Here is a 24,096-nt window from a genome sequence, read left to right on the forward strand (position 1 = left end):
TCGGGATGCGTGGCAGCTGGATGGTGAGTACATCAAGGGTGAGGGTCTGGATCTGGTGCGTGTCCGGCACGGATTGCAGTCGCGGATGGTGTTGCTGATCGTGGAGATGTTTTCCCGGGAGGTTCTCGGCGGGAAGGGTTTTCGGGCGATCGCGCAGTGGTTGCACGGGTCGACGAATCTGGAGATCGGTGAGTGCAGCCTGCTGGTCGGGTTGGCGCGGTTGTTGATGCTCGACCCGGTGGTGGCGGATGCTTTTCATCGTGGTGACGTGGATGCGTTGAAGGCCCGTCAGGTGGCGTCGTTTTGTCAGCATCCGCCGAAGAACATGTCGCTGGCGGATGTGGACAAGGCCCGCGGAATCCTGTTGAGATTGGCGTCGAAGAATATTGCGGATTGTGATGCGGTGCGGGCAGCGATTCGCCGGATCGAGAAGCAGTACGGCACACGCGAGGACGGGGTCCCGGTCGGCGAGGATTCGGAGCGGAATGAGTTCTATGCCTCGAAAGGCTTGTACGGGCGGGTCACTGTGAAGGGTGACTTGGATGCTGTGAACGGGGCCCGTCTGATCACCTTGTTGTCTAGCCTGTCCGCTCCGACACCGGAGAAGGACGGCGTCAAAGACACCCGCACTCCGGCTTTACGACGCGCGGACGGGTTTTGTGAACTACTGCGGCGGTATGAGCGGGCGGGGTTGGGTCCGATCGAGGGTGGGGTGAAACCGCACATCACGGTAACGGCCAGTGCGAAAGACATGACAGACCTGCAAGCGTTGAAGGACTTGCTGCCGTCGACCGAGGAGTTGGGGTTCGCGTGGACGGATTGGGTGGGCCCGATCAGTATCGATACTGCCCGGATGTTGGCCTGCGACTGTACCGTCACCCGAATTTTGTTGGACGAGAATGGTGTTCCGCTCGACTGCGGTAAGGAAGCGAGAACGGCGACGGTGCCGCAGCGGCGGGCGTTGGCAGTTCGTGATGGTGGGTGCGCGTTTCCGGGGTGTGGGACTCCGTCGGGGTGGTGCGATGCCCATCATATTGTTCATTGGAATGACGGTGGCCCAACAGATCTCGATAATCTGATCTTGTTGTGCGGTCATCATCATCGGACGATGCACCACACGGAGTGGCGGGTGGAGATCGGAGCGGATCGGAAGTCGGTGTTTTATCCGCCGATGTCGATCGATCCGTATCAACAGCCGATCGGCGGGAACAGTCCACCGACAGCGGCGTGAACCGCGGCCCACTGAAAACTCATACACCGGGGCACAACCATGCTCCGGTGTATCCGCATGCTGTGTTGCGGTGGGAGGGGCCGGCACCAATACCATCGAGGGATGAGTTCTCCGCGTGACCTTGCTGCCATCCCGAGTCCCGCGCTCGAGGGCACTGCGCTCACCGTCGTGGTCCCGGTCGGTTCTTTCGAACAACACGGACCGCACCTGCCTCTCGATACTGACACGCGGATCGCGAGAGCAGTCGCACAGGCTCTGCCCGACGTCGTCGTGGCACCGGCCATCGAATACGGGGCGAGCGGCGAACACGAAGGGTTTGCCGGCACGATTTCGATCGGTGCCGAGGCCATGGAAACCCTCGTCGTGGAATACGGAAGGTCGGCGTTCAGATGGACGAAGCGGGTGCTGTTCGTCAACGGCCACGGCGGAAACGGTCCCGCGCTGGCCAAAGCTGTGGCACTTCTTCGATACGAGGGACGTGACGCCGCGTGGGTGCCGTGCGCTGTTGCGGGTGCCGATGCGCACGCGGGACACACTGAAACGAGCCTATTGCTGCACCTTTCGCCCGATTTGGTGCACATGAGCCTTGCTGAGACAGGAAATTTGTCTCCTATCGCGGACCTGATGCCAGGAATGCGTTCGGGCGGTATGGTCGCTGTGTCGCAAAACGGCGTTCTCGGCAATCCAGTCGGGGCTACCGCCGAAGACGGCGCATACATCTTCGGTGAGTTGGTAGGACGCGTGACGGATGGACTGGCCCGGTGGGAGCCTGGTCCAGATGGGAGGCTTCGGTGACGACCACGACCGAGTGGGGGCGGACGGTCCACCTGCGACGGCTTTCGAGGCTGCGACGAGTTGCAGCACGACGGGCTACGTCCCTTACGATCATCTGATGCGACCAGCAAGACTCCCCGACGGCTTCGGCATTCGGTTGGACCCCAAGGTGCGCACGTACTCGGGCGGCCGGGTGCTCATCGGCGGCTCTCCGACACGGATGCTCAAGCTGGCTCCGACGGCTGCGGCGATGATCGGCGACGGCTTCCTCGAGGTGGTCGATCAGCAGAGCGCTGCGGTTGCTCGGCACCTCCTTGATTCAGGCGTTGCGAATCCTCGTCCGATGTCGACGCCGTCCGCTGCCGATGTCACCGTCGTGATTCCGGTCAAGGACAACCAGGCCGGCGTCGAACGGTTGCTGCCCGTCCTCAAGGATCTGACCGTCATCGTTGTCGACGACGGTTCGGAAGTGCCGGTGGAGCCTCGTCGCGCCTGCCCGGGCACCGGCACCATCACAGTGGTGCGGCACGAGAGCGCCCGCGGACCATCGGCAGCGAGAAACTCGGGATTGCGTTCGGCCCAAACACGTTTCGTAGCTTTCCTCGACTCCGACGTCATACCGCGTGCCGGTTGGCTCGAGTTGATGTTGGGCCACTTCAGCGATCCAGGGGTTGCCCTTGTTGCACCCCGCATCGTCGCCCTCGATCCGTACGGGACGGCGCTGGCGCGGTACGAGAACATGCGATCGTCGCTCGACCTCGGACGCAAGGAAGCTGCGGTGAAGTCGGGCAGTCCGGTCGCCTATGTCCCCAGCGCGGCCGTGATCGTCCGGCGCGACGTGGCGCTCGAATGCAACGGTTTCGACGAGAGTCTCGAAGTAGCGGAGGACGTCGATTTCTGCTGGCGACTGCAGGCTGCGGGTTGGCGACTGCGGTACGAACCGGTAGCGCATGTCGCCCACGATCATCGAGTTCAGTTCAACAAGTGGTTCGCCAGGAGAGCGTTCTACGGCACGGGTGCGGCGCCGTTGGCTGCAAGACACGAGGGTTCGGTTCCGCCGATGGCGATGTCGTTCTCGACGCTCTTCGCGTGCATCGCCGCCGCAACACTGACCCGTTCCGGTCTTGCGGGTGCGTTGGGCGCACTGCTCTTCACCGTGTATCGCCTGCGAAAGATGTTCAACGGCCTGAGTCAGCCCACCCGGATCGCAGCGATCCTCACTGCGCAGGGGTTTGTCGGAGGATTCTGGCAACTCGCCTCGGCGATGTGTCGTCACTACTGGCCCGTGACGCTCTTGGCGGTGATCGCCTCCCGTCGAATTCGGCGACTGGCCGTCGCTGCGGCCGTTACCGAAGGTGTGGTGGACTGGTATCGCCACCGTGAGCCGGGCGGGTTGGGTCCGGTTCGGTACGTCTTGTTCAAACGAGCAGACGACATCGCGTATGGAGCCGGACTCTGGCGGGGTGCGTTCGACGCCCGTGACTGGGCGGCACTGAAACCTCGAATCACCAAGTGACAGAAGCCGACTACGCAGATTTCCTGGTTGTCGGTGGTGGCACGTGTGGCTGCGTCGTCGCAGCCAGGCTCAGTGAAGATCCATCCGCCACGGTGATGCTCCTCGAATCGGGAAGTGGATATCGTTCGGCGCTCGAACTTCCGGACGTCCTGGGTGATCCGTACCGATTGCCGGTCGGACCTGCGAGCGAATACACGTGGACGTATCCGGTCGAACTGACACCGCGTCGGGCGTCCACGATTGCGCGCGGGCGGACACTCGGTGGGTCCGGGGCCGTCAACGGTGCGTACTTCACCCGCGCGACCCGTGCAGATTTCGAGAATTGGCCGAGCTCATGGGGCTACGACGACGTCTTGCCGTACTTCAAGAAGTCTGAGACGGATCGTGATTTCGAGGGCGAGTTCCACGGGACGGCCGGTCCGATCCCGGTCGAGCGTCGAGCGTGGGACCAACTGCATCCACTGAGCGGCGAATTCCAGGCGGCAGCGCTCGCAGCGGGCTTTCCCGACGACGTCGACAAGAATGCGCCGGACTCGTTCGGCGTCGGCCGAGTGCCACTGAACGTGGCGGATCATCGTCGGATCAGTACTGCGATCGGGTATCTGATGCCGGCGTTGCACCGCCCGAATTTGCGGGTGCAATCCGGAATTAACGTCATTCGCATCGTATTCTCGGGAACCCGTGCGATCGGCGTCGACGTTCTCGACGACGGCAACGTCCGACGCATTCGTGCCGACCACGTGATCGTGTGTTCGGGTGCCGTGGCGACGCCGCACATCCTCTTGAATTCCGGTGTCGGTCCGGCGGAACAACTTGCAGAGCAAGGAGTTTCCGTCATTCTCGACAGGCCTGGCGTCGGACAGAACTTCGTCGACCATCCGGAAGTGCTGCTGCCCTACCGTTTTTCGACGCCTCGCACGATTCGCTCGCAGACACCGGTGCTGGAGACTGCTCTCAATCTAGCCGAGCTTGAAATCCGTCCGTACACCGCATCTTTCACGGATTTGGTTCCCGGTGTGCCTCGTATGGATCACGGCGTCGGAGTGGTTCTCATGGCGCCGCGCAGCCGGGGAAGTATCGAACTGGCATCGGGGGATCCCGCTGGGGCACCGCGTATTCGATACAACTACGTCGCGTCGACGCACGATCGAGCAGCCATTCGGGAAGGAATGCAGATCGCCGAGAACCTTCTCGAGTCGATCGCCGAGACCGGGTTGATCGACCGCCCCGTCGTGGAGTACACCGACGAGTGGATCGAATCTCGCCTCGGTACGTCCTTGCACATGTCCGGTAGCTGCGTGATGGGTGCCGAATCGGACCCGTTCGCAGTCGTCGATGATCGGTGCCGTGTGATCGGCGCGCAAGGACTCAGTATTGTTGACACGTCAATCCTGCCGACGATCCCGACCCGCGGCCCACACGCGACCGCGGTGATGGTCGCGGAACGAGCAAGCGCCATCCTGCTCGGTGACGAGTGACCGCGAGGGGCGGCAGGCTAGGTCGACAGTCATACCGAATGGTCGTTCTCGCCTATGGGCTGTGATCGGCGTTACAGTGGTCCACGGAGCGGAGGAACGCAAAATATGGCACGTGAACAGGCTGTGCCTGGCAACCCGTGGGTGGCGGTCAGGCCAGGCGATGACGTCGCGTTACTTGCGCGGCGACTTTCGTCTGCCCATCAGTCGTTCATCGATGCCCGCGGCGTGCCCGGCCAAGGGCTGACCGACGACTCCCATGTCCGTTCGGTCGTGCTCGAGTCCTGGATGCGGAGCCGCAACAAGGGAGTAAATCCTGATGTTGTCGGCAACCCTGAGATGCTCGAAGGGTTGGAGCTCGAAAAATATCGCTCCGCGCATCCCATGTCACTGATTCGTCCGGTGATTCGGAAACTCCTGGTGGAGGATGCTGCCGAGACCGGATTGCTGATCGCGATCAGCGACGCACATGGTCGATTGCTCTGGGTGGAGGGTGACAATTCGGCCAAGGACAAGGCGTTGTCCATGAACTTCGTCGAAGGCGCCGACTGGAGCGAAGATCGTGTCGGCACCAATGCGCCGGGAACGGCTCTTGCTCTCGATCACTCCGTACAGATATTCGGATCCGAGCATTTCAACCGAACCGTGCACGACTGGAGTTGTTCGGCCGCACCCGTCCACGATCCCACCACTGGGCAAATCCTCGGTGCCATCGACATCACCGGTGGTCCCAGGGTCGCGGTTCCCGAAGTGCTGTCACTGATCCGTGCAACTGTTGCGGCCGCCGAATCGGAATTGCGATTCCACCTCTTGAACTCGCCCATCCCGCTCAGCGCCACGGCTCCGCGCCTCGAAACATTCGGAGCAGGCCGGCCGACGCTGGTTCGAGGCGGTGACCGCATCCCGATTTCGCAGCGTCACGCCGAGATTCTCCTTCTGCTCTCCGAACATCCGGAGGGTCTCAGCTCCGACCACCTTGCGGTCCTGCTCGACGAGGGTGAACTCGACGCAGTGACCATTCGTGCGGAAATGTCGCGTCTTCGTAAGGTTTTCGGTGCCGACCGTTTGGCTTCGCGTCCTTATCGGATCATCACGGAGTTCACGACAGACGTCGGCGACGTGCGGGCAGCGTTGGATCGCGGAGACGCAGCGACGGCGATGAAACTGTATTCGGGCCCGGTGCTGGCAGGCTCGGCCTCTCCCGGCATCGAAGAGGTGCGGGAAGAGCTACGCACCAGGGTTCAGGCGGCACTACTGCGTGGAGGTGACGCCAACCTTCTGGCCCGGTGGACCACGTCCGTACACGGGCGCGAAGACTCCGTCGTGTGGGAGGCCTACCTGTCCACATTGGATCCTCAATCTCCGCTGTATTCACAGGTCCAGGCAAGAATTGATCTCCTCGACCGCCAATTGGGCATCTGAGAATCATCTGCGTTTCTCGCACGCAACGTACTTGCAACGTTGCAACTCCTAGTGTTGTGAATCACACCCCACCGGGGGGTGGGATTGCAGTCACCGCTTTGGTGGGTGCGCCCAGGAAGATCACGTTTACATAGGAGCTTGCAATGACCGTGTACGCCCGCCCAGGTACCGCCGACGCGATCATGTCCTTCCAGTCTCGATACGACAACTGGATCGGCAACGAATGGGTTGCTCCGGTCAAGGGTCAGTACTTCGAGAACCCGACACCGGTGACCGGACAGAATTTCTGTGACGTGGCTCGTTCCACCGCAGAAGACATCGAACTCGCTCTCGACGCAGCGCACGCAGCAGCTCCGGCCTGGGGCAAGACCTCGGTCGCCGAGCGCGCGATCATCTTGAACAAGATCGCTGATCGAATGGAGGAGAACCTCGAATCGATCGCACTCGCCGAGTCGTGGGACAACGGCAAGCCGATCCGCGAGACCCTCAACGCCGACATTCCTCTCGCCATCGATCACTTCCGTTACTTCGCGGGAGCCATTCGCGCACAGGAAGGTTCGCTTTCGGAGATCAACTCCGACACCGTGGCGTACCACTTCCACGAGCCGCTCGGCGTAGTCGGCCAGATCATTCCGTGGAACTTCCCGATCCTCATGGCCGTGTGGAAGCTTGCTCCCGCCCTCGCTGCCGGCAATGCCATCGTGCTCAAGCCTGCCGAGCAGACACCCGTGTCGATCCTGCACCTCATCGGCATCATCGGTGACCTGCTGCCTGCCGGTGTTCTCAACATCGTCAACGGCTTCGGCGTCGAGGCCGGCAAGCCGCTGGCGTCGAGCCCGCGTATCAAGAAGATCGCGTTCACCGGTGAAACCACCACAGGTCGCCTGATCATGCAGTACGCGTCGCAGAACCTCATCCCCGTGACCCTCGAACTCGGTGGCAAGAGCCCCAACATCTTCTTCTCCGACGTCCTCGCCTCCAACGACGACTACCAGGACAAGGCACTCGAGGGCTTCACGATGTTCGCCCTCAACCAGGGCGAGGTCTGCACCTGCCCGTCACGTTCGCTGATCCAGGAAGACATCTTCGACGAGTTCCTCGCAATGGCGGCCATCCGCACGAAGGCTGTGCGCCAAGGGGATCCGCTCGACACCGACACCATGATCGGTGCGCAGGCCAGCAACGACCAGCTCGAGAAGATCCTCTCGTACATCGAGATCGGCAAGGCCGAAGGCGCCAAGGTCATCACGGGCGGCGAGCGGGCCGAACTCGGCGGAGACCTGTCCGGCGGCTACTACGTCCAGCCGACGGTGTTCACCGGCAACAACAAGATGCGCATCTTCCAGGAAGAGATCTTTGGACCCGTCGTCTCGGTCACCTCGTTCAAGGACTACGACGAGGCCATCGAAATCGCCAACGACACCCTCTACGGTTTGGGTGCCGGTGTCTGGTCCCGCGACGGCGGAGTTGCGTACCGCGCTGGCCGCGACATCCAGGCCGGTCGCGTCTGGACCAACACGTACCACCAGTACCCGGCACACGCCGCTTTCGGTGGATACAAGCAGTCCGGCATCGGCCGCGAGAACCACCTGATGATGCTCTCGCACTACCAGCAGACCAAGAACCTCCTGGTCAGCTACGCCCAGAAGGCTCAGGGCTTCTTCTGATCGACCCACCGGCACCCGTGAGCCCCTCGCTGCGGGTGCCGGTGAGCACGACTGCAACACGCGAAACCTGCACAAACACACGGAGGTTGGAATGAGCGCCACGGACACACCCGATACCGGCGCCGTTCCACCCCGGTTGGTGACCACCGCTGGGGCGGCTGACCTCCTGCGCCGCCTCAGCGGGACTCACGGCGAACTGATGATGCATCAATCCGGCGGATGCTGCGACGGCTCGGCCCCGATGTGTTATCCCTCAGGCGAATTCATCGTCGGGGACCGCGACGTACTACTCGGAATCGTCGATCTCCGACTTGCTGTCGGGGAGATTCCCGAAGACCTTCCCACCGGAACCGACGCAGTCCAGGTCTGGATTTCCGGATCACAGTTCGAAGCCTGGAAGCACACCCAGTTGGTGCTGGACGTCGTGCCCGGCCGCGGTAGTGGATTCAGCCTGGAGTCTCCTGAGGGATTCAGATTCCTCAGTCGAGCAAGGGCATTCACACCGGACGAAAACGAAGCACTCGGCGCGTCGAGCATTCTCGTAGGCGCTGACTGGGAAGCGGGCGTGCGACCTTTGCCTCCGACGGTTCCCCAGGTGGTCGCCGAGGCCGTCGATGCCTGCCCGGTGCCGGGCACGGCCGCCCGATCCTGAGAACGGCCGCCTGAAGAAGATCTGAACAGACTCGGGGCCGCGCACATGACAGCCAGTTAACAGCACGGTCATCTCCAGGCGACCTTCTCCGCACATCGCCCACATACCGTTCATTTCACGCGACGCATCCACCGTGCGTCGTCTCATTCTTGACCGATTCAGAGGATGGACATGTCTCTTTCCGACCACGCAACCGGCAAAAACGCCGGTGCCGCGGGTGCACACCACGACGGCGCAGACTTCCATGCGGAAGACAATTCGTATCTGGAGAAACGAACACTCCGAAAGGGAACAGCAGGGTGGGTGCTGCTTGCGGGGTTGGGCGTCAGCTATGTGATTTCCGGCGACTACGCCGGCTGGAACAACGGTCTGGCCGAAGGTGGTTTCGGTGGCCTTCTCATCGCGGCGGTTGTCATCGCGGGTATGTACCTGGCGATGGTGCTCGGTATGGCCGAGATGTCGTCGGCGCTTCCGGCCGCGGGTGGCGGATACACCTTCGCCAGACGGGCCATGGGGCCCTGGGGCGGATTTGCCACCGGCACAGCAATTCTCATCGAGTACTCGATCGCGCCCGCGGCGATCGCGACCTTCATCGGTGCATACGTCGAATCCCTGAACCTGTTCGGGATCACCGACGGGTGGTGGGTGTACCTCGCGGTGTACGCGATCTTCATCGGCATTCACCTCACCGGCGCCGGTGAGGCACTCAAGGCGATGTTCATCATCACCGCCATTGCACTCGTCGGCCTGGTCGTGTTCGCGGTTTCGGCTGTCGGCCTTTTCGATTCGTCCAACCTCACCGATATCGCCGTCGACACCAGCGCGGTCGGATCTTCGTCGTTCCTGCCGTTCGGTCTGCTCGGAATCTGGGCCGCCGTGCCCTTCGCGATCTGGTTCTTCCTTGCTGTCGAGGGTGTGCCACTGGCCGCCGAGGAAGCGCGTGAGCCGGAGAAGAACGTACCCCGCGGCATCATCATCAGCATGTTGATCCTGATCGTCACAGGCGCAACGGTTCTCTTCCTCGCCACCGGTGCGCTCGGCGCCGACGCCCTGTCGACCTCCGGAAATCCGCTCGTCGAGGCACTGGGGGACAGCGGAGCGGCGAAGGCCGTCAACTACATCGGCCTCGCCGGTCTGGTCGCGAGCTTCTTCTCGATCATGTACGCGTACTCCCGTCAGACGTTTGCGCTCTCCCGCGCCGGTTACCTGCCGAAAAACCTGTCGGTGACCAACAAGCGCAAGGCACCCACTCTCGCTCTCGTCGTTCCCGGAATCATCGGCTTCGCGCTCTCACTCACCGGTGAAGGTGCCATGTTGCTCAACATGGCCGTGTTCGGCGCGGCAGTGAGCTACGTCCTGATGATGGTGAGTCACATCGTCCTTCGTAAGCGCGAGCCGAACATGCCGCGCCCGTACCGTACGCCCGGTGGTATCGCCACCACCTCGTTTGCGCTCGTGATCGCGGCAGTATCGGTGGTGGCCACCTTCCTGGTCGATCCCGTTGCAGCACTGTTGACCTTGGTTGCCTTCGGAGTCCTCATGGCGTACTTCGGTCTCTACAGTCGCCACCACCTTGTTGCCAACTCGCCGGACGAGGAGTTTGCTGTACTTGCACAGGCGGAAGAAGAATTGGGATGAGTCGCGGGATGGCCAAGTATCACCAGCAGGTATCCGGAACCAACTACTCGTTCGACGGTCTCGTCGATCTGATGGCAAAAGCGACACCGCTGCGCTCGGGCGACGAGCTCGCCGGATGCGCGGCAAGCTCCGACGCCGAACGTGCTGCTGCCCAATGGGTTCTGGCTGACCTTCCGCTGACCGTATTCCTCGAAGATCTGTTGGTTCCGTACGAGGACGACGAGGTAACTCGGCTCATCATCGACAGCCACGATCGCCTCGCCTTTGCACCGGTGGCCCACCTGACGGTTGGCGGACTGCGGGACTGGCTGCTCGAGACTGCGTCGGCGCCGGAAGCTTCCGCACGCTTGTCCGCCGTGAGTCCAGGACTCACCCCGGAAATGGTTGCCGCGGTCAGCAAGATCATGCGCAATCAGGACCTGATCGCCGTCGCGAAGGCCATCACGGTCACCGCGGGGTTCCGCACGACCATCGGGCTACCTGGACGGCTGAGCACTCGACTCCAGCCGAATCACCCGACGGACGATCCACGCGGCATTGCGGCGGCAACGCTCGACGGTCTCCTGATGGGATGTGGCGACGCCGTCATCGGTATCAACCCCGCGACGGACTCGCCCCAGGCCACCTCGGATCTGCTCCACCTGCTCGACGACATCCGTCAGAGATTCGAGATCCCGACTCAGTCGTGCGTGCTCTCGCACGTGACCACCACGATCGGACTGATCGAATCGGGGGTGCCGGTCGATCTGGTCTTCCAATCGATTGCCGGTACCGAAGGCGCCAATTCCGGTTTCGGAGTGAATATTCCGCTCCTGCGTGAGGGCAACGAGGCCGGGCGCTCCTTGAACCGCGGGACGGTCGGCAACAACGTCATGTACCTCGAGACGGGGCAGGGATCCGCCCTCAGTTCAGGTGCCCACTACGGCACCGGCGGAGCCCCGGTCGATCAGCAGACGCTCGAAACACGGGCATACGCCGTGGCACGTGATCTCGAACCGTTGCTGGTCAACACCGTGGTCGGCTTCATCGGTCCCGAGTATCTCTACGACGGCAAGCAGATCATTCGCGCGGGCTTGGAAGATCACTTCTGCGGAAAACTCCTCGGGCTGCCGATGGGAGTGGACGTCTGCTACACCAACCACGCCGAAGCCGATCAAGACGACATGGACAACCTGCTCACCTTGCTGGGCGTCGCCGGCGCGGCGTTCGTGATCGCGGTGCCCGGCGCCGACGACGTGATGCTCGGCTATCAAAGTCTGGCGTTCCACGACGCGCTGTACGTGCGTAAGGTTCTCGGCTTGCAGCCTGCCCCGGAGTTCGAGACCTGGCTCCATAATTTGGGGATGACCGACGCAAACGGTCGGGTTCTTCCGATCGATGCCGAGATGTCGCCGCTGCGGGCTCTGACGGTGAACTCATGACAGAAGATCAGGCACCGATCCTCGATTTCTGGGGTCCACTGCGCAAGACCACACAATCGCGCATCGGGTTGGGCCGCGCCGGTGATTCGTTGCCCACCAAGCGGGTTCTCGAATTCAAGGCGGCGCACGCCGCAGCTCGCGACGCGGTCCACGAGCCTCTCGATTCCGAGACTCTCGCCAGTCGGGTCGAAGGGGTGGGTATCGGGGCTCCGGTGGTGGTCGCGAGCAGCGTCTCCACCCGCAGCGAGTATCTCCGGAGGCCCGACCTAGGGCGCCGGCCCGCGGACCTGAGCGCGATCTCGAGCTCCGACAAGGAAATCGGGTTCATCCTCGCCGACGGACTCTCCCCGCGAGCACTGATGGACCACGGCGAGCAACTCCTGTCCGCGTTGGTCACGCTGTTGGGGGAGCGGTACTCCATCGCGCCGCCCGTGATTGCTACCAACGCCCGTGTGGCGCTGGGCGATCACATCGCCGCAGCGATGGGAGTGCAGACGGCGATCGTCCTGATCGGCGAACGTCCAGGGCTCTCCGTTGCGGACAGCGTCGGTATCTATCTGACTCACCTCCCGCGCGTCGGTCGCACCGACGCGGATCGAAACTGCATTTCCAATGTCCACCCACCGGAGGGTCTCGGATACGAGCAGGCTGCTCGTGTTGTCCTTGGGCTGGTGGCGGGAGCGCGCCAATTGGGCCGCTCCGGTGTCGACCTCAAGGACACCTCTCGCGCCGACGCCGTTGCGTCGGGCGAAGTGTTGACGCTCGATTAGTTGACAGCTGCACGGCATACCCGGGTCGATCGACACTCGGGTATGCCGTCGTACCCGAATCACGACGAAAATGAGGGAATCGATGTTCCGTTCGCTGCATGCCCGCGCCCTGTGCGCGTTGGCCGTAGGTAGTGTCCTGTTGAGTGCAACTGCATGTAGTTCGGCCGAGAGTGCCACGAAAGAGGATGCGGCGCAGAGTGATTCATCCTGCTCGGCGTTGGATCCCAGTCTGGCGTGGTACGGCGACAACCGTGTGAGGTTGGATGCCATGATGACGGAGTTCGGAACGTGTGGAGCTGCGGGTGATGTCGATGGCGGTGCTCCGTTGGCGCTCTTCGACTGGGACAACACAGTTGTCAAGAACGACATCGGAAGCGCCACTGCATTCTGGATGATCAAGAACAACAAGGTGTTACAGCCCGCCGGGGGCGACTGGGTAACCACCAGTCGCTTCATGACTCCAGCAGGCGCTGCCGCCCTTTCCGCCGCGTGTGGCTCGGAGACCGCCCCGGGTCAACCCCTGGCAACCAGCACCGACGTCGACTGCGCGGACGAGATCGTTGCGGTGCTCGAGGAGAAGACGCGCGACGGTCAGGCCGCATTCGACGGCTACGATCACCGCCGGACCAAGGCCGCGTATGCGTGGGCCGTGCAGTTGATGGCGGGGCACACCGAGGATGAGGTCACCGAGTACGCGCGCGCAGCGCGAGCCGAGAATCTCGCTGCTGCAGAAGGATCCGATCAGACCGTCGGTACCACGGAGGTCGACGGCTCGGTGCGCTACTACGCGCAGATCGAAGATTTGGTGAAGTCTCTCGGCGCTCATGGGTTCGACGTGCGGATCATCTCCGCCTCGGCTGAACCAGTTGTTCGAGTCTGGGCGGAACAGCTGGGATTGGGCGCCGATCACGTGATGGGCGTGCGTCCCATCGTCGAGGGCGGGGTTCTGTCCGGGCGCCTGCGTGGATGTGGTGGCGTTGCGGACGGTGACGACTCGGTCATTCCGTACATCGACGGCAAGCGGTGCCAGGTCAACGAGGTTGTCTTCGGGGTCCAAGGGCTTACGGCGTTCGAGCAGTTGCCTGCCGATCGGCGTCAGGTGTTTGCTGCCGGTGATTCCGTCACCGACGTGACTTTTCTCGGAGATGCGACCGGTGCGCGTCTGGTGATCAACCGGAACAATCCCGAACTGATGTGCAACGCCTACGACAACAGTGACGGGAAATGGCTGGTCAACCCCATGTTCATCGAACCGAAAGCACAGGCGGATGCTCCCTATCACTGCTCGACCGAGGCCTACACCGACGCGGCCGGGGCCAAAGGCGCCGTGACTCGTGCGGACGGCAGCGTGATCCCCGATCAGGTCGATTCCGTTGCCTGATAGGCGGCTTGTCGCAGTGACTTCACAACGATCGATCAGCGTGTGATCTGATTCTGTCGAGCCCTTTGTCGGGCTGCGGAAACCGGTGGGTGTCCGCTGACATGCTGGAGCCGCAGAGGCGGCACGTGAGTAGGAGAAATCGATGGCCTTCGCTGGCAACGTGGACGAATTGGCGCTGCTTCAAGCAGTACGTCTCAAGGAGCGGGTCGGAGCGGTGGTCCTGGCCGAGCACTTGGGCGTCAGCGCATCGTCCGGTCAAGCTGCGTACGACGCACTTGTCGAGCAGGGCAAAGCGGTCGAATCGGACGACGCCATCAGCCTGACCGAGAAGGGCTTGTCAGAACTCGAAGATCAGTTGGACGCTGAGCGGGTCTCGATCGACGAGGACTCCATCGGTGAGGTGTACGAGGCGTTCCTTCCCTTGGACGCCGAGTTCGTCGCACTCGTCGACGGCGCAGACGCGGATTCCCTTGCAGAGCTGGATCGCCGGGCGGCAAACCTGTTCGACGATCTGTCGGCTTTCGTTCCGCGGTTGTCTCGCTACCAGGATCTCTTCTCGGACGCTCTCGCGAAAGTTCAAGCGGGGGAGTCCAAGTGGATTTCGGAACCGATCATCGACTCCTATGCCACGGTGTGGGGGGAGATCCGTCAGGAGCTGTTCGGGGCTGCCGGTAAGGCTTGATCCGTAGCGTTCTACCCTGACGCCGTTCACAATGGGCCGTCCGATTCGTGAGAACGAATCGGACGGCCTGTGGCATGTCAGCGGCCGTGAAACTCGTTACCATTGCATACAAGTCGCGACTCAGATCACTTTCACCCCCTTTCGGGGGTAGTGCGGGGGTGAGCCACATCACTACCTTTCCTCTTATCGACGGTGATGCCCACAGGGCGACACCACGGGACCACGGAGGAATCGAGTGACCACAGTCTCTCCCACGGGCGGCACCAGTGCCGCCGGCGCCGGGGGTGCGAGTGCCGCAGGTGCGACGCAACCCCCGCAGAACACCACCAGTGTGCGGCGCGTCGCGATCGCGAGCTGCATCGGCACGACCATCGAGTTCTACGACTTCTTCATCTACGGAACCGCTGCGGCACTTGTCTTTCCGACGGTATTCTTCCCCGCGCTCGGTGCCACCGCGGGAACCGTCGCATCGTTTGCGACCTTCGCAGTCGCATTCATCGCGCGGCCCGTCGGCGCAATGCTGTTCGGACACTTCGGTGATCGCATCGGTCGCAAGAAGACCCTGATCTCGACGCTCCTGCTCATGGGTATCTCGACGCTCCTGATCGGCTTGCTGCCCGGTGCGGCAACCATCGGTGTTGCGGCTCCGATCATCCTGGTGCTCTTGCGATTCGGCCAAGGCTTCGCGGTCGGTGGCGAATGGGCGGGCGCAACCCTGCTCACCGCGGAATACGCCCCACCGGGCAAACGTGGTCTGTATGCGATGTTCCCGCAGCTCGGCCCCGCAATCGCTTTCGTTCTCTCGAGCAGTACCTTCCTCATTACCGGCGCTGTTCTCGGCGATACCAATCAGGCCTTCCTCGACTACGGCTGGCGTATCCCGTTCCTGTTCTCCATCGTGTTGGTCGGCATCGGCCTCTACATGCGACTCGCTATCGAGGAGACCCCGGTCTTCAAGGCGGAGCAGGCAGAGCGCGTCGCCGAGCAGAAGAACGAAGCACCGCGCACCCTCCCGTTCCTGGATGCCTGGCGATTCCAGACCAAGGAAATCTTGCTCTCGGCCGGCGCCCTCGCTTGCCTGTTCGCGTTCTTCTACATGGGCACGGCGTTCCTCACGAGCTACGGAACCAAGACCCTCGGCTTCTCTCGTCCGTTCGTTCTGTCGGTCGGTATCGCGTCGGCCTTCGTCTTCGGTGCGGCGATCATCGTTTCCGCCTTGTACTCGGACCGCATCGGGCGTCGCAAGGTCATCATGATCTCTTGTGGTCTGGCTGTGGTGTGGGCGCTCGTTCTGTTCCCGCTCCTGGACACCGGAACACCGATCGCGTTCATCCTCGGAATGTTCGGCACGCTGATGATCTTCGGAATCGCGTACGGCCCCTGCGGTGCGCTGCTTCCGGAAATGTTCCAGACCCGCTACCGCTACACCGGTGCCGGCCTCGGCTACAACCTCGCCGGAGTGCTCGGCGGCGCAGTGCCGCCGCTGATCGCCGCACCGCTGGCCTCGGCCTACGGGAGCATGGCCATCGGAATCATGCTGGCAATCCTCGGTGTGGTGAGTCTTGTCTGCACCTGGGCGCTCGTCGAGACCAAGGACCACGCGCTGTAACCACTGTGCGCCTTTATTAACCGCCGGCGGTTGATAAAGGCGCACAGTAGTCGGGTGGGGTGTCCGGACTTCGAACAGTTACGGACACCCTGCACCGGGAAGTATGTCGTGCATCACACCGAATCGAGTAAATTCGTAGATGAGAGGGTCCGCCGATGCGGCCCCTCTCATAGGTGCCTGAACAGGTAACCGGAGAGGACAGAACACATGAGTACGCCGCTGCCCAGCTATACGTCCGGAGTATGGGACGGTCCGATGCTGGGCGACACCATCGGAGACAACCTGGATCGCACGGTTGCCGCGCACGGTGACCGTGATGCGTTGATCGACCATGCCAGCGGTCGACGATGGACGTACCGAGAGTTCGCCGAACAGGTGAACGGGCTCGCTGCCGGACTCCTTTCCCGTGGTGTGGGGAAGGGTGATCGGGTGGGGATCTGGGCTCCCAACTGCCCGGAATGGACGTTCACGCAGTACGCGACGGCAAAGATCGGGGCGATCCTGGTCAACATCAACCCGGCATACCGCTCGCACGAGTTGCAGTACGTGCTCGAGCAGGCCGGAATCTCGACCCTGGTGTCGGCGGCCAGCTTCAAGACCTCGGACTACGCGTCGATGATCGAGACAGTGCGGCCGCAGTGCCCGGATCTGACTTCGGTGCTTTTGCTCGGCTCACCCGAGTGGGACGCCGTGCTTGCAGACGGGTTGGCGGCGCAGGCAAGCGATCCGGCTCCGCTTGCAGCTGCCCAGGCTGCGCTGTCGGCGGACGATGCGATCAACATCCAATACACCTCGGGCACTACCGGTTTCCCGAAGGGTGCGACGCTCAGCCACCACAACATTCTCAACAACGGCTTCTTCGTCGGCGAGTTGTGCCACTACAGCGAAATCGATCGGGTGTGCATCCCGGTGCCGTTCTACCACTGCTTCGGCATGGTGATGGGCAATCTTGCGTGCACCAGTCACGGTGCTGCCATGGTCATTCCGGGCCCGGCATTCGATCCGCGCGCTTCGCTCGAAGCCGTCCAGGCCGAAAAGTGCACATCTCTCTACGGCGTTCCGACGATGTTCATCGCAGAGTTGGCTTTGCCGGACTTCGAGAGCTTCGATCTGTCGAGCCTTCGTACCGGCATCATGGCTGGTTCGCCCTGCCCGGTAGAGGTGATGAAGCAGGTCATCGATCGGATGGGCATGGCAGAGGTGTCCATCTGCTACGGCATGACGGAGACGTCGCCGGTGTCGCTGCAGACTCGCTCCGACGATTCGATCGCGCAACGCACCGAAACGGTCGGGCGGGTGGGGCCGCACCTCGAGATCAAGATCGTCGATCCGGCAACAGGATTGACGGTGCCGCGCGGCGAACCTGGTGAGCTGTGCACGCGTGGTTACTCGGTCATGCTCGGCTACTGGGAGAACCCGGAGAAGACTGCCGAGGCGATCGACGCTGCCAGGTGGATGCACACCGGAGACATCGGAGTCATGGACGAGGCGGGGTACGTCGCCATCACCGGACGCATCAAGGACATGGTCATTCGCGGTGGTGAGAACGTCTATCCGCGTGAGATCGAGGAGTTCCTCTACACCCACCCCGACATTCTCGACGCCCAGGTCATCGGTGTGCCAGACGCAAAGTACGGCGAGGAATTGATGGTGTGGGTCCAGATGCGCGAAGGTGCAGACGATCTCGACGCCGATTCGGTCCGTGCCTTCTGCGCCGGCAAACTCGCGCACTACAAGATTCCACGGTACGTCCATGTCGTGGACGAGTTCCCGATGACAGTCACGGGCAAGGTTCGCAAGATCGCAATGCGAGAACAGGCGATCGAACTGATCGGTCAGGCCTGAGAGTATGTCCGCGAACCCAGGGGAGCGTGAGCCGGTACGCCCCGAGATCGCGCTCTCCTGGAAGCGCTCTCGACTCAGTGGCCTCGATCCGTCGTCGGCAATCGCCGTGGACACCGAGGAGCAGGACGGCGAGTCTCGTCTACTCCGGGCCGCCGCACCCGTGCTCGACGAGGTGTCGCAACAGATCGCGGGCACCGGGTTCTGTGTGCTGCTGGCCGATCGGGATTGCCGAGTGGTGGCCTCGGTGTACTCCGACAGCCGCGTCGAGCGGACGATCGAGCGGTTGGGTGTTGTCAACGGTTCACGCTTCGGTGAAGAGCACGCCGGCACCAATGCGCTCGGTACGCCGCTCGAGGTCGGACGAAGTGTCGTGATCCACGGTGACGAGCATTTTCTCGACAGCCTCAAGGGATTGAGTTGCTACGGCCAGCCGATCCTGCATCCCGTCACACGTCGCGTCGAAGGCATTCTCGACATGACCGGCGTTGTCTCGCAGGCTAACCCACTGTTCGCGCCCTTCCTTGCGCGTGCGGCAGCAGACATCGAGAAACGGCTGCTCGAAGGCTCCAAAGCGTCGGAGCAGCGGTTGGTCGACGCGTTTCAGCGAGTGTCACATCAACGCCACATTGCCGTCGCGGCCATCGGTGACGACATCCTGCTGAGCAACCGAACCGCCTTGGATCTGCTCGACACCGCCGACCACGTATCGCTGCGTTCCTTGATTGCCGACCTCAACCCGGACCAATCACGATTGGTGACAGTCGAATTGGCGTCCGGTGCGCTGGCGCGAGTTCAAGCCGACCGGATTTCCGGCGCCGACGGCGGTGCGCTCTTCCTGGTCGAACCGCTCCAGCGGGAACGGGCACCGATCCGCCGAACTCACGAGCGTGCACCGTCTCCGGGCGAGCGTCTGCGCCGAGACCTGTTGCGAGCGCGGGCGGGTTCTACCGCCGTGGCGATCTCGGGTGAAGCGGGTTCCGGCCGAACCTCGGCAGCATCAGACGTCGTCGGCAGCGTTGATGCGAGTTGGCTCGATGCCACGCGAATCGCGTTCGACGGCCGTGAGCAATGGGTCACCGATCTCGTGCGAGCCGCTCGTAAGCGTTCGGGCGTCGTGGTGATCGAACAGGTCCAACTCCTTCCGGACTCGGTGTTGCCGCTTGTTGCAGACCTGATCGATGCCAGCGCCGAGGGGCCGAGGATCGTACTGACCAGCGGCGCGGTCGCGGATCTACCGCCGGCAATCGCGTCGCTCATCTCGCGTTGTGCCTCCAGAATTGCCATCAGCCCACTGCGCGAGCGACAAGCCGAGATCGCCGAGTTGGCGCAGGCGATGTTGGAGGGGATCTCGCCCGAACTGAGGTTGACCGCCAGCGCCGCCGAAGCGCTCGCGGCGGCCAGTTGGCCGGGCAATCTGGCCGAATTGCGCGTCGTACTCCATCACGCCTCGGACGATCGCTCGAGCAATCGCATCGACGTCACAGATCTGCCCGAGGACTATCGCACCACCACCAAGGTGTCGCGGTTGGCCGGGCGGGAGAAGGCCGAGCGTCAGGCGATCATCGGAGCGTTGAAAGACTGCGGCGGCAACAAGGTTCACGCATCGGCACAGCTCGGAATCAGCCGAAGCACCCTCTACACACGCATGCGGGCTCTCGACATCACTGTGTAATTTTCTGTCCGATTCCAGTTGTACAAAGTTCGGACAGTTAGCACCCCTGGAAGCGCGGAAGTATGGCGTGCATCACATTCGCACCTCACTACTTCAGGGGAGTTTCCGATGACGGCAGTAGCCGAACACACCATCAGTTCCGCGGTACAGGGATTCCTGAACGGACCGAAGAAGCTCTACATCGGCGGCGAATTCGTCGACGCCGCTTCGGGGCAGACCTTCGCGACGTACAACCCAGCTGACGGACAGAAGCTCGCAGACGTGGCGCACGGGCAAGCCGAAGACATCGACCGCGCGGTGCGCGCCGCTCGCACAGCCTTCGAAGACGGCCCCTGGTCACGTATGAAGGCAAACGAGCGCGAGCGGATGATCTGGCGTGTCGGCGACATTCTCACCGCCCGCGCCGAAGAATTCGGCCAGCTCGAAGCTCTCGACAACGGCAAGTCCGTTGCCATCGCCACTGCCGTCGACGTTGCTTGGGCCGCAGACGTTTTCCGCTACTACGCAGGCTGGGCCACCAAGATCGAAGGCAGCACCGTCAACGTGTCGATGCCCTTCTCTCCGGGAGGCGAGTTCCATGCCTACACACTCCGTGAGGCAATCGGCGTCTGCGGACTGATCGTGCCGTGGAACTTCCCGCTGCTGATGTCGTCGTGGAAACTCGCACCCGCTCTCGCTGCCGGCAACACGGTGATCCTCAAGCCCGCCGAGCAGACCCCGCTCACCGCGCTCCTTCTCGCAGAGGTCTTCGAAGAAGCCGGCTTCCCGCCGGGCGTCGTCAACATCGTTCCCGGCTTCGGCGATGCTGGCGCTGCACTGTCCGGCCACGACGACGTGGACAAGGTCGCGTTCACCGGTTCCACCGAGGTGGGCAAGAAGATCGTGGACGCCGCCAAGGGCAATCTGAAGAAGGTCACGCTCGAACTCGGTGGGAAGAGCCCCAACATCGTGTTCGCCGACGCGGATTTCGATTCCGCGGTGGAGGGTTCGCTCAACGCCTGGCTGTTCAACCATGGACAGTGCTGCGTTGCGGGCACACGCCTGTACGTCGAGGACACCATCTTCGAGAAGTTCACCGAGGCTGTCGCCCACGCAGCGAGCCAGGTCAAGATCGGACCCGGTCTCGATCCCACCACCCAGCTCGGACCGCTGGTCTCGCAGGAGCAGTTCGACAAGGTGACCGGCTACCTGCGTGAGGGAATCGCCGACGGCGCACGCGCACTCACCGGCGGTAACCGCTGGGGCGATCAGGGCTACTTCGTCGAGCCCACCGTCTTCGTCGACGTCAAGCCCGAATTCTCCATCGTTCAGGAGGAGATCTTCGGACCCGTCGTGGCGGCGCTGCCGTTCAACGCGGACGACGGACCGATCACTGCCGCAAACGATTCCATCTACGGCCTTGCCGCCGGCATCTGGACCCGGGACATCTCCAAGGCTCACCGCACGGCAAAGCGTCTGAAGGCCGGCTCGGTGTGGATCAATCAGTACAACGGATTCGACACCGCAATGCCCTTCGGTGGATACAAGCAGTCGGGTTGGGGCCGCGAACTCGGCGCTTCCGCCATCGATCTCTACACCCAGACCAAGGCCGTCAACATCGCCCTCTGATCGACCCCATCGCTCATTCTCTCGTCCGACAATCAAGGAGATCACCAGTGAAGACCAAAGCTGCTGTACTGCTCGAGCCCGGAAAGCCTTTCGAGATCATGGAACTCGACCTCGACGGCCCGGGCGTGGGTGAGGTACTGATCAAGTACACCGCTGCCGGACTGTGCCATTCGGATCTGCACCTGACCGACGGTGATCTCCCGCCGCGTTACCCGATCGTCGGCGGACATGAAGGCTCGGGCATCATCGAAGAGGTCGGACCCGGCGTCACGAAGGTCAAGCCGGGCGATCACGTCGTGTGCAGCTTCATTCCCAACTGCGGCACCTGTCGCTACTGCTCGACCGGTCGCCAGAACCTCTGCGACATGGGTGCCACCATCCTCGAAGGTTCCATGACGGACGGGTCCTTCCGTTTCCACGGCAACGGAATGGATTTCGGCGGAATGTGCATGTTGGGAACGTTCTCCGAGCGCGCCACCATTTCTCAGCACTCGGTAGTCAAGATCGACGACTGGCTTCCGTTGGAGACAGCAGTGGTGGTCGGCTGCGGCGTGCCGTCGGGTTGGGGAACGGCCGTCAACGCCGGTAACCTCCGCGCCGGTGACACCGCGGTGATCTACGGCATCGGTGGCCTCGGCATCAACGCCGTTCAGGGCGCCGTTTCGGCCGGCTGCAAGTACGTCGTGGTGGTCGACCCGGTTGCGCTCAAGCGTGAGACCGCACTCAAGTTCGGTGCCACGCATGCCTTTGCGGATGCCGAGAGCGCTGCTGCCAAGGTAAACGAGCTGACCTGGGGACAGGGCGCCGACGCCGCGCTCATCCTTGTCGGCACCGTCGACGAGGACGTGGTCAGTGCAGCGACTGCAGTGATCGGCAAGGGCGGCACCGTGGTGATCACAGGTCTCGCCGATCCGGCCAAGCTGACCGTTCACGTGTCGGGAACCGATCTGACGCTGAATCAGAAGACGATCAAGGGCACGCTGTTCGGATCCATGAATCCGCAGTACGACATCGTGCGTCTGCTCCGTCTCTACGATGCCGGTCAGCTCAAGCTCGACGAACTGATCACCAATACCTACAGCCTTGAAGACGTCAACCAGGGCTACCAGGATCTGCGTGACGGCAAGAACATCCGTGGCGTGATCATTCACGACAAGTAGGACACCTGCTGTGCGCCTTTATTAACCGCGGGCGGTTAATAAAGGCGCACAGCGCTATTTCTTGGCTTTCGACAAAATCTGCATCAACTGAAGTAGTGCCGAGAACTTCGCGAACACCGAGCGCGAGACCACCGGGCCGAAAGCCGCGGTGTCTGTTGCGTCGAACGCGTCGAGCAGATCGCGGAAGCTTTCGACCTGCTTGACCATCGCGTCGAGATCGACGTGCGTGACGGCGCCGGCATCCCGCAGAGCGAGTAGGTACTGCGGCGCCGTCACCAAGGCGACTGCCGGTATCTTCCGCTCGAACAGTGGTTCACCCTCACCGAAGTGAATGACCGGTCCTGGCGCCACGATTCGGCGATCGCCCGCTCCGATGTCGCGCCACAGTGGTGCAACGATGTCGTGTACTTCCCGACTTGTTGCGTAAAGCAGTTCCGGCTCCGGACTGGTCTCCAAGGCATAGCTGCCGGTCGAGGTGTCTTCGGTGTCGCCCAGTGCACCGAGGTGTTCGATCGCGATCCCGGCCACTGCTCGCGCCTGACCGGCTTCGCCCTTCCACATCTCGGGGTGCGCTTCGAGCCAGGTAGACGTTGCCTGCCCGTGTTTGGACACCGCCGGAATTCGAAGGTGGCCGGTCGTCAGGACGAAAACGTACGACCGTCGATGCGGCTGCGCGACGGCGTGCCGCGCCAAAGCCAACATTCCCAGATGCCCGTTCTCCTCGACGCCGTTGGTTCCGTCGCTGTGAGTGATGAGCAGAATTGTCTCTTCCGGTGATGTCCCCGGAGATACCGCCCACACGGTGTCGGTCCGGGTGCCTGGATGCAGAGTTGCATCCAGAACCAGAGTCGCCCGCTGGCCGGAACGCGCTGCAGCGACAACCTTCCTGCCCTCGTCGCCGGCCACCCAGACGGCGGGGATGTCGTGGTACGGCTGCGTGAACGGAAGATATTGTCCCAGCGCGTTGTCCGGAGCAATGTCTCGCCACACTGCGATCACTCCGAGCACTCCGGCCTTGCGAGCCTTGTCGAGTTTCGGGCCCAGAAGAGTTGCGGAGAGAACCGGATTTCGAAGAGTCTCGTCGGTGGCGATCGGACCCCACTCGCTGACCAGGAGCTTGCGGGGAAGATCGATGTGCGGGACCTCGATCACTGCGATCGCGCCTTTGGCCGCGGACCATTTGGGGCGTCGCGCGCTGACGTAGACCAGAGGAGCGGAGATTCCCTGTGGTCCGGTCAATCCGGAGTAGGGGAATGCGGACGAAACGTTGATCGGCCCCGTCGGCAATTCGATGCGAAGTCCGTCAGATGTCGCCGGTAGATCCCAACGTTCGAAAGTGTGTGAATCACGCCGGACTTCGAGGCCCAGTTCGGTCAGTTCGTTCGCGACTTCTTCCACCACCGCGTGGTGTGCAGGCGATCCCGTCAATCGTGGGCCGAGCGCGTCGAGTCGCCGTTGGCCGGCAAGGAGGTGATCGCGATCGACGGCCTGGCCGTGATTCATGGGATTGCCTTTCGTACTGCGTGACGTCTGCTCTGATGAGGCGCCTGCCCGTGTCGTGTCCACGGTACCG

The 24,096-nt window shown here is 62.5% G+C and carries 18 protein-coding genes; 17 read left to right on the forward strand and 1 reads right to left on the reverse strand.

The genetic code is table 11. From position 1 onward, the window contains the following. From DBV08_RS28705 to DBV08_RS28785, 17 genes are all read left to right on the forward strand, one after another. The coding region (locus tag DBV08_RS28705) for an HNH endonuclease signature motif containing protein (protein WP_148090795.1) at window positions 1-1,231 on the forward strand (1,231 nt) is incomplete at its 5' end. Window positions 1,232-1,333: 102 nt separating this feature from the next. Next, entirely contained in the window at window positions 1,334-2,026 is a 693-nt protein-coding gene (gene mftE / locus DBV08_RS28710) for a mycofactocin biosynthesis peptidyl-dipeptidase MftE (protein ID WP_019744248.1), read from the forward strand. 97 nt (window positions 2,027-2,123) lie between these two features. Further along, window positions 2,124-3,521: a mycofactocin biosynthesis glycosyltransferase MftF gene (gene mftF / locus DBV08_RS28715; RefSeq protein WP_124569661.1), complete on the forward strand. Its 1,398-nt coding sequence runs from the start codon at window positions 2,124-2,126 to the stop codon at window positions 3,519-3,521. Further along, on the forward strand, window positions 3,518-4,999 hold the full coding sequence (gene mftG, locus DBV08_RS28720; RefSeq protein ID WP_124569662.1) for a mycofactocin system GMC family oxidoreductase MftG: 1,482 nt from the start codon (window positions 3,518-3,520) through the stop codon (window positions 4,997-4,999). Before mftF ends, mftG begins: the two co-directional genes overlap by 4 nt. 105 nt (window positions 5,000-5,104) lie before the next feature. Continuing rightward, window positions 5,105-6,418: a helix-turn-helix domain-containing protein gene (locus DBV08_RS28725; RefSeq protein ID WP_007730155.1), complete on the forward strand. Its 1,314-nt coding sequence runs from the start codon at window positions 5,105-5,107 to the stop codon at window positions 6,416-6,418. 143 nt (window positions 6,419-6,561) lie between these two features. Then, window positions 6,562-8,085 (forward strand): aldehyde dehydrogenase, encoded by a 1,524-nt coding sequence (gene adh, locus DBV08_RS28730; protein WP_007730158.1) that lies wholly within the window; start codon window positions 6,562-6,564, stop codon window positions 8,083-8,085. Window positions 8,086-8,176: 91 nt separating this feature from the next. Then, window positions 8,177-8,737 carry a DUF779 domain-containing protein gene (locus DBV08_RS28735; protein ID WP_021343525.1) on the forward strand — a complete coding sequence of 187 codons (561 nt, stop codon included), beginning with the start codon at window positions 8,177-8,179 and terminating at the stop codon, window positions 8,735-8,737. A 165-nt stretch (window positions 8,738-8,902) separates the two neighbouring features. After that, window positions 8,903-10,375: an ethanolamine permease gene (gene eat, locus DBV08_RS28740; RefSeq protein WP_003941913.1), complete on the forward strand. Its 1,473-nt coding sequence runs from the start codon at window positions 8,903-8,905 to the stop codon at window positions 10,373-10,375. After that, window positions 10,372-11,796 (forward strand): ethanolamine ammonia-lyase subunit EutB, encoded by a 1,425-nt coding sequence (locus DBV08_RS28745; protein ID WP_019744243.1) that lies wholly within the window; start codon window positions 10,372-10,374, stop codon window positions 11,794-11,796. The genes eat and DBV08_RS28745 overlap by 4 nt, the downstream gene beginning before the upstream one ends. Continuing rightward, window positions 11,793-12,566 carry an ethanolamine ammonia-lyase subunit EutC gene (eutC, locus tag DBV08_RS28750; RefSeq protein WP_021343527.1) on the forward strand — a complete coding sequence of 258 codons (774 nt, stop codon included), beginning with the start codon at window positions 11,793-11,795 and terminating at the stop codon, window positions 12,564-12,566. The genes DBV08_RS28745 and eutC overlap by 4 nt, the downstream gene beginning before the upstream one ends. Before the next feature lie 82 nt (window positions 12,567-12,648). After that, window positions 12,649-13,947, forward strand: coding sequence for a haloacid dehalogenase-like hydrolase (locus tag DBV08_RS28755; RefSeq protein WP_124569663.1), 1,299 nt, complete (start codon window positions 12,649-12,651; stop codon window positions 13,945-13,947). Between the two features lie 142 nt (window positions 13,948-14,089). Next, window positions 14,090-14,629, forward strand: coding sequence for a hypothetical protein (locus DBV08_RS28760; RefSeq protein WP_031333095.1), 540 nt, complete (start codon window positions 14,090-14,092; stop codon window positions 14,627-14,629). Window positions 14,630-14,960: 331 nt separating this feature from the next. Continuing rightward, the gene (locus tag DBV08_RS28765) at window positions 14,961-16,238 is read left to right on the forward strand and encodes an MFS transporter (protein WP_095970468.1); all 1,278 of its coding nucleotides are present in this window, start codon (window positions 14,961-14,963) and stop codon (window positions 16,236-16,238) included. A 207-nt stretch (window positions 16,239-16,445) separates the two neighbouring features. Next, entirely contained in the window at window positions 16,446-18,083 is a 1,638-nt protein-coding gene (locus DBV08_RS28770) for an AMP-binding protein (protein ID WP_124569664.1), read from the forward strand. A 4-nt stretch (window positions 18,084-18,087) separates the two neighbouring features. Then, complete coding sequence (locus DBV08_RS28775; protein ID WP_124569665.1) at window positions 18,088-19,755, forward strand: sigma-54-dependent Fis family transcriptional regulator; 1,668 nt, start codon at window positions 18,088-18,090, stop codon at window positions 19,753-19,755. A gap of 108 nt (window positions 19,756-19,863) precedes the next feature. Beyond that, window positions 19,864-21,363 carry an aldehyde dehydrogenase family protein gene (locus tag DBV08_RS28780; protein ID WP_124569666.1) on the forward strand — a complete coding sequence of 500 codons (1,500 nt, stop codon included), beginning with the start codon at window positions 19,864-19,866 and terminating at the stop codon, window positions 21,361-21,363. 47 nt (window positions 21,364-21,410) lie between these two features. Continuing rightward, on the forward strand, window positions 21,411-22,523 hold the full coding sequence (locus DBV08_RS28785; RefSeq protein ID WP_019744235.1) for an NDMA-dependent alcohol dehydrogenase: 1,113 nt from the start codon (window positions 21,411-21,413) through the stop codon (window positions 22,521-22,523). 54 nt (window positions 22,524-22,577) lie between these two features. On the opposite strand, the gene DBV08_RS28790 is transcribed toward DBV08_RS28785, so the two are convergent. Continuing rightward, window positions 22,578-24,026 (reverse strand): hypothetical protein, encoded by a 1,449-nt coding sequence (locus tag DBV08_RS28790; protein WP_124569667.1) that lies wholly within the window; start codon window positions 24,024-24,026, stop codon window positions 22,578-22,580. Window positions 24,027-24,096: the final 70 nt, after the last annotated feature.

The organism is Rhodococcus sp. KBW08, assembly GCF_003852455.1.
GTDB classification, from domain to species: domain Bacteria; phylum Actinomycetota; class Actinomycetes; order Mycobacteriales; family Mycobacteriaceae; genus Rhodococcus_F; species Rhodococcus_F baikonurensis.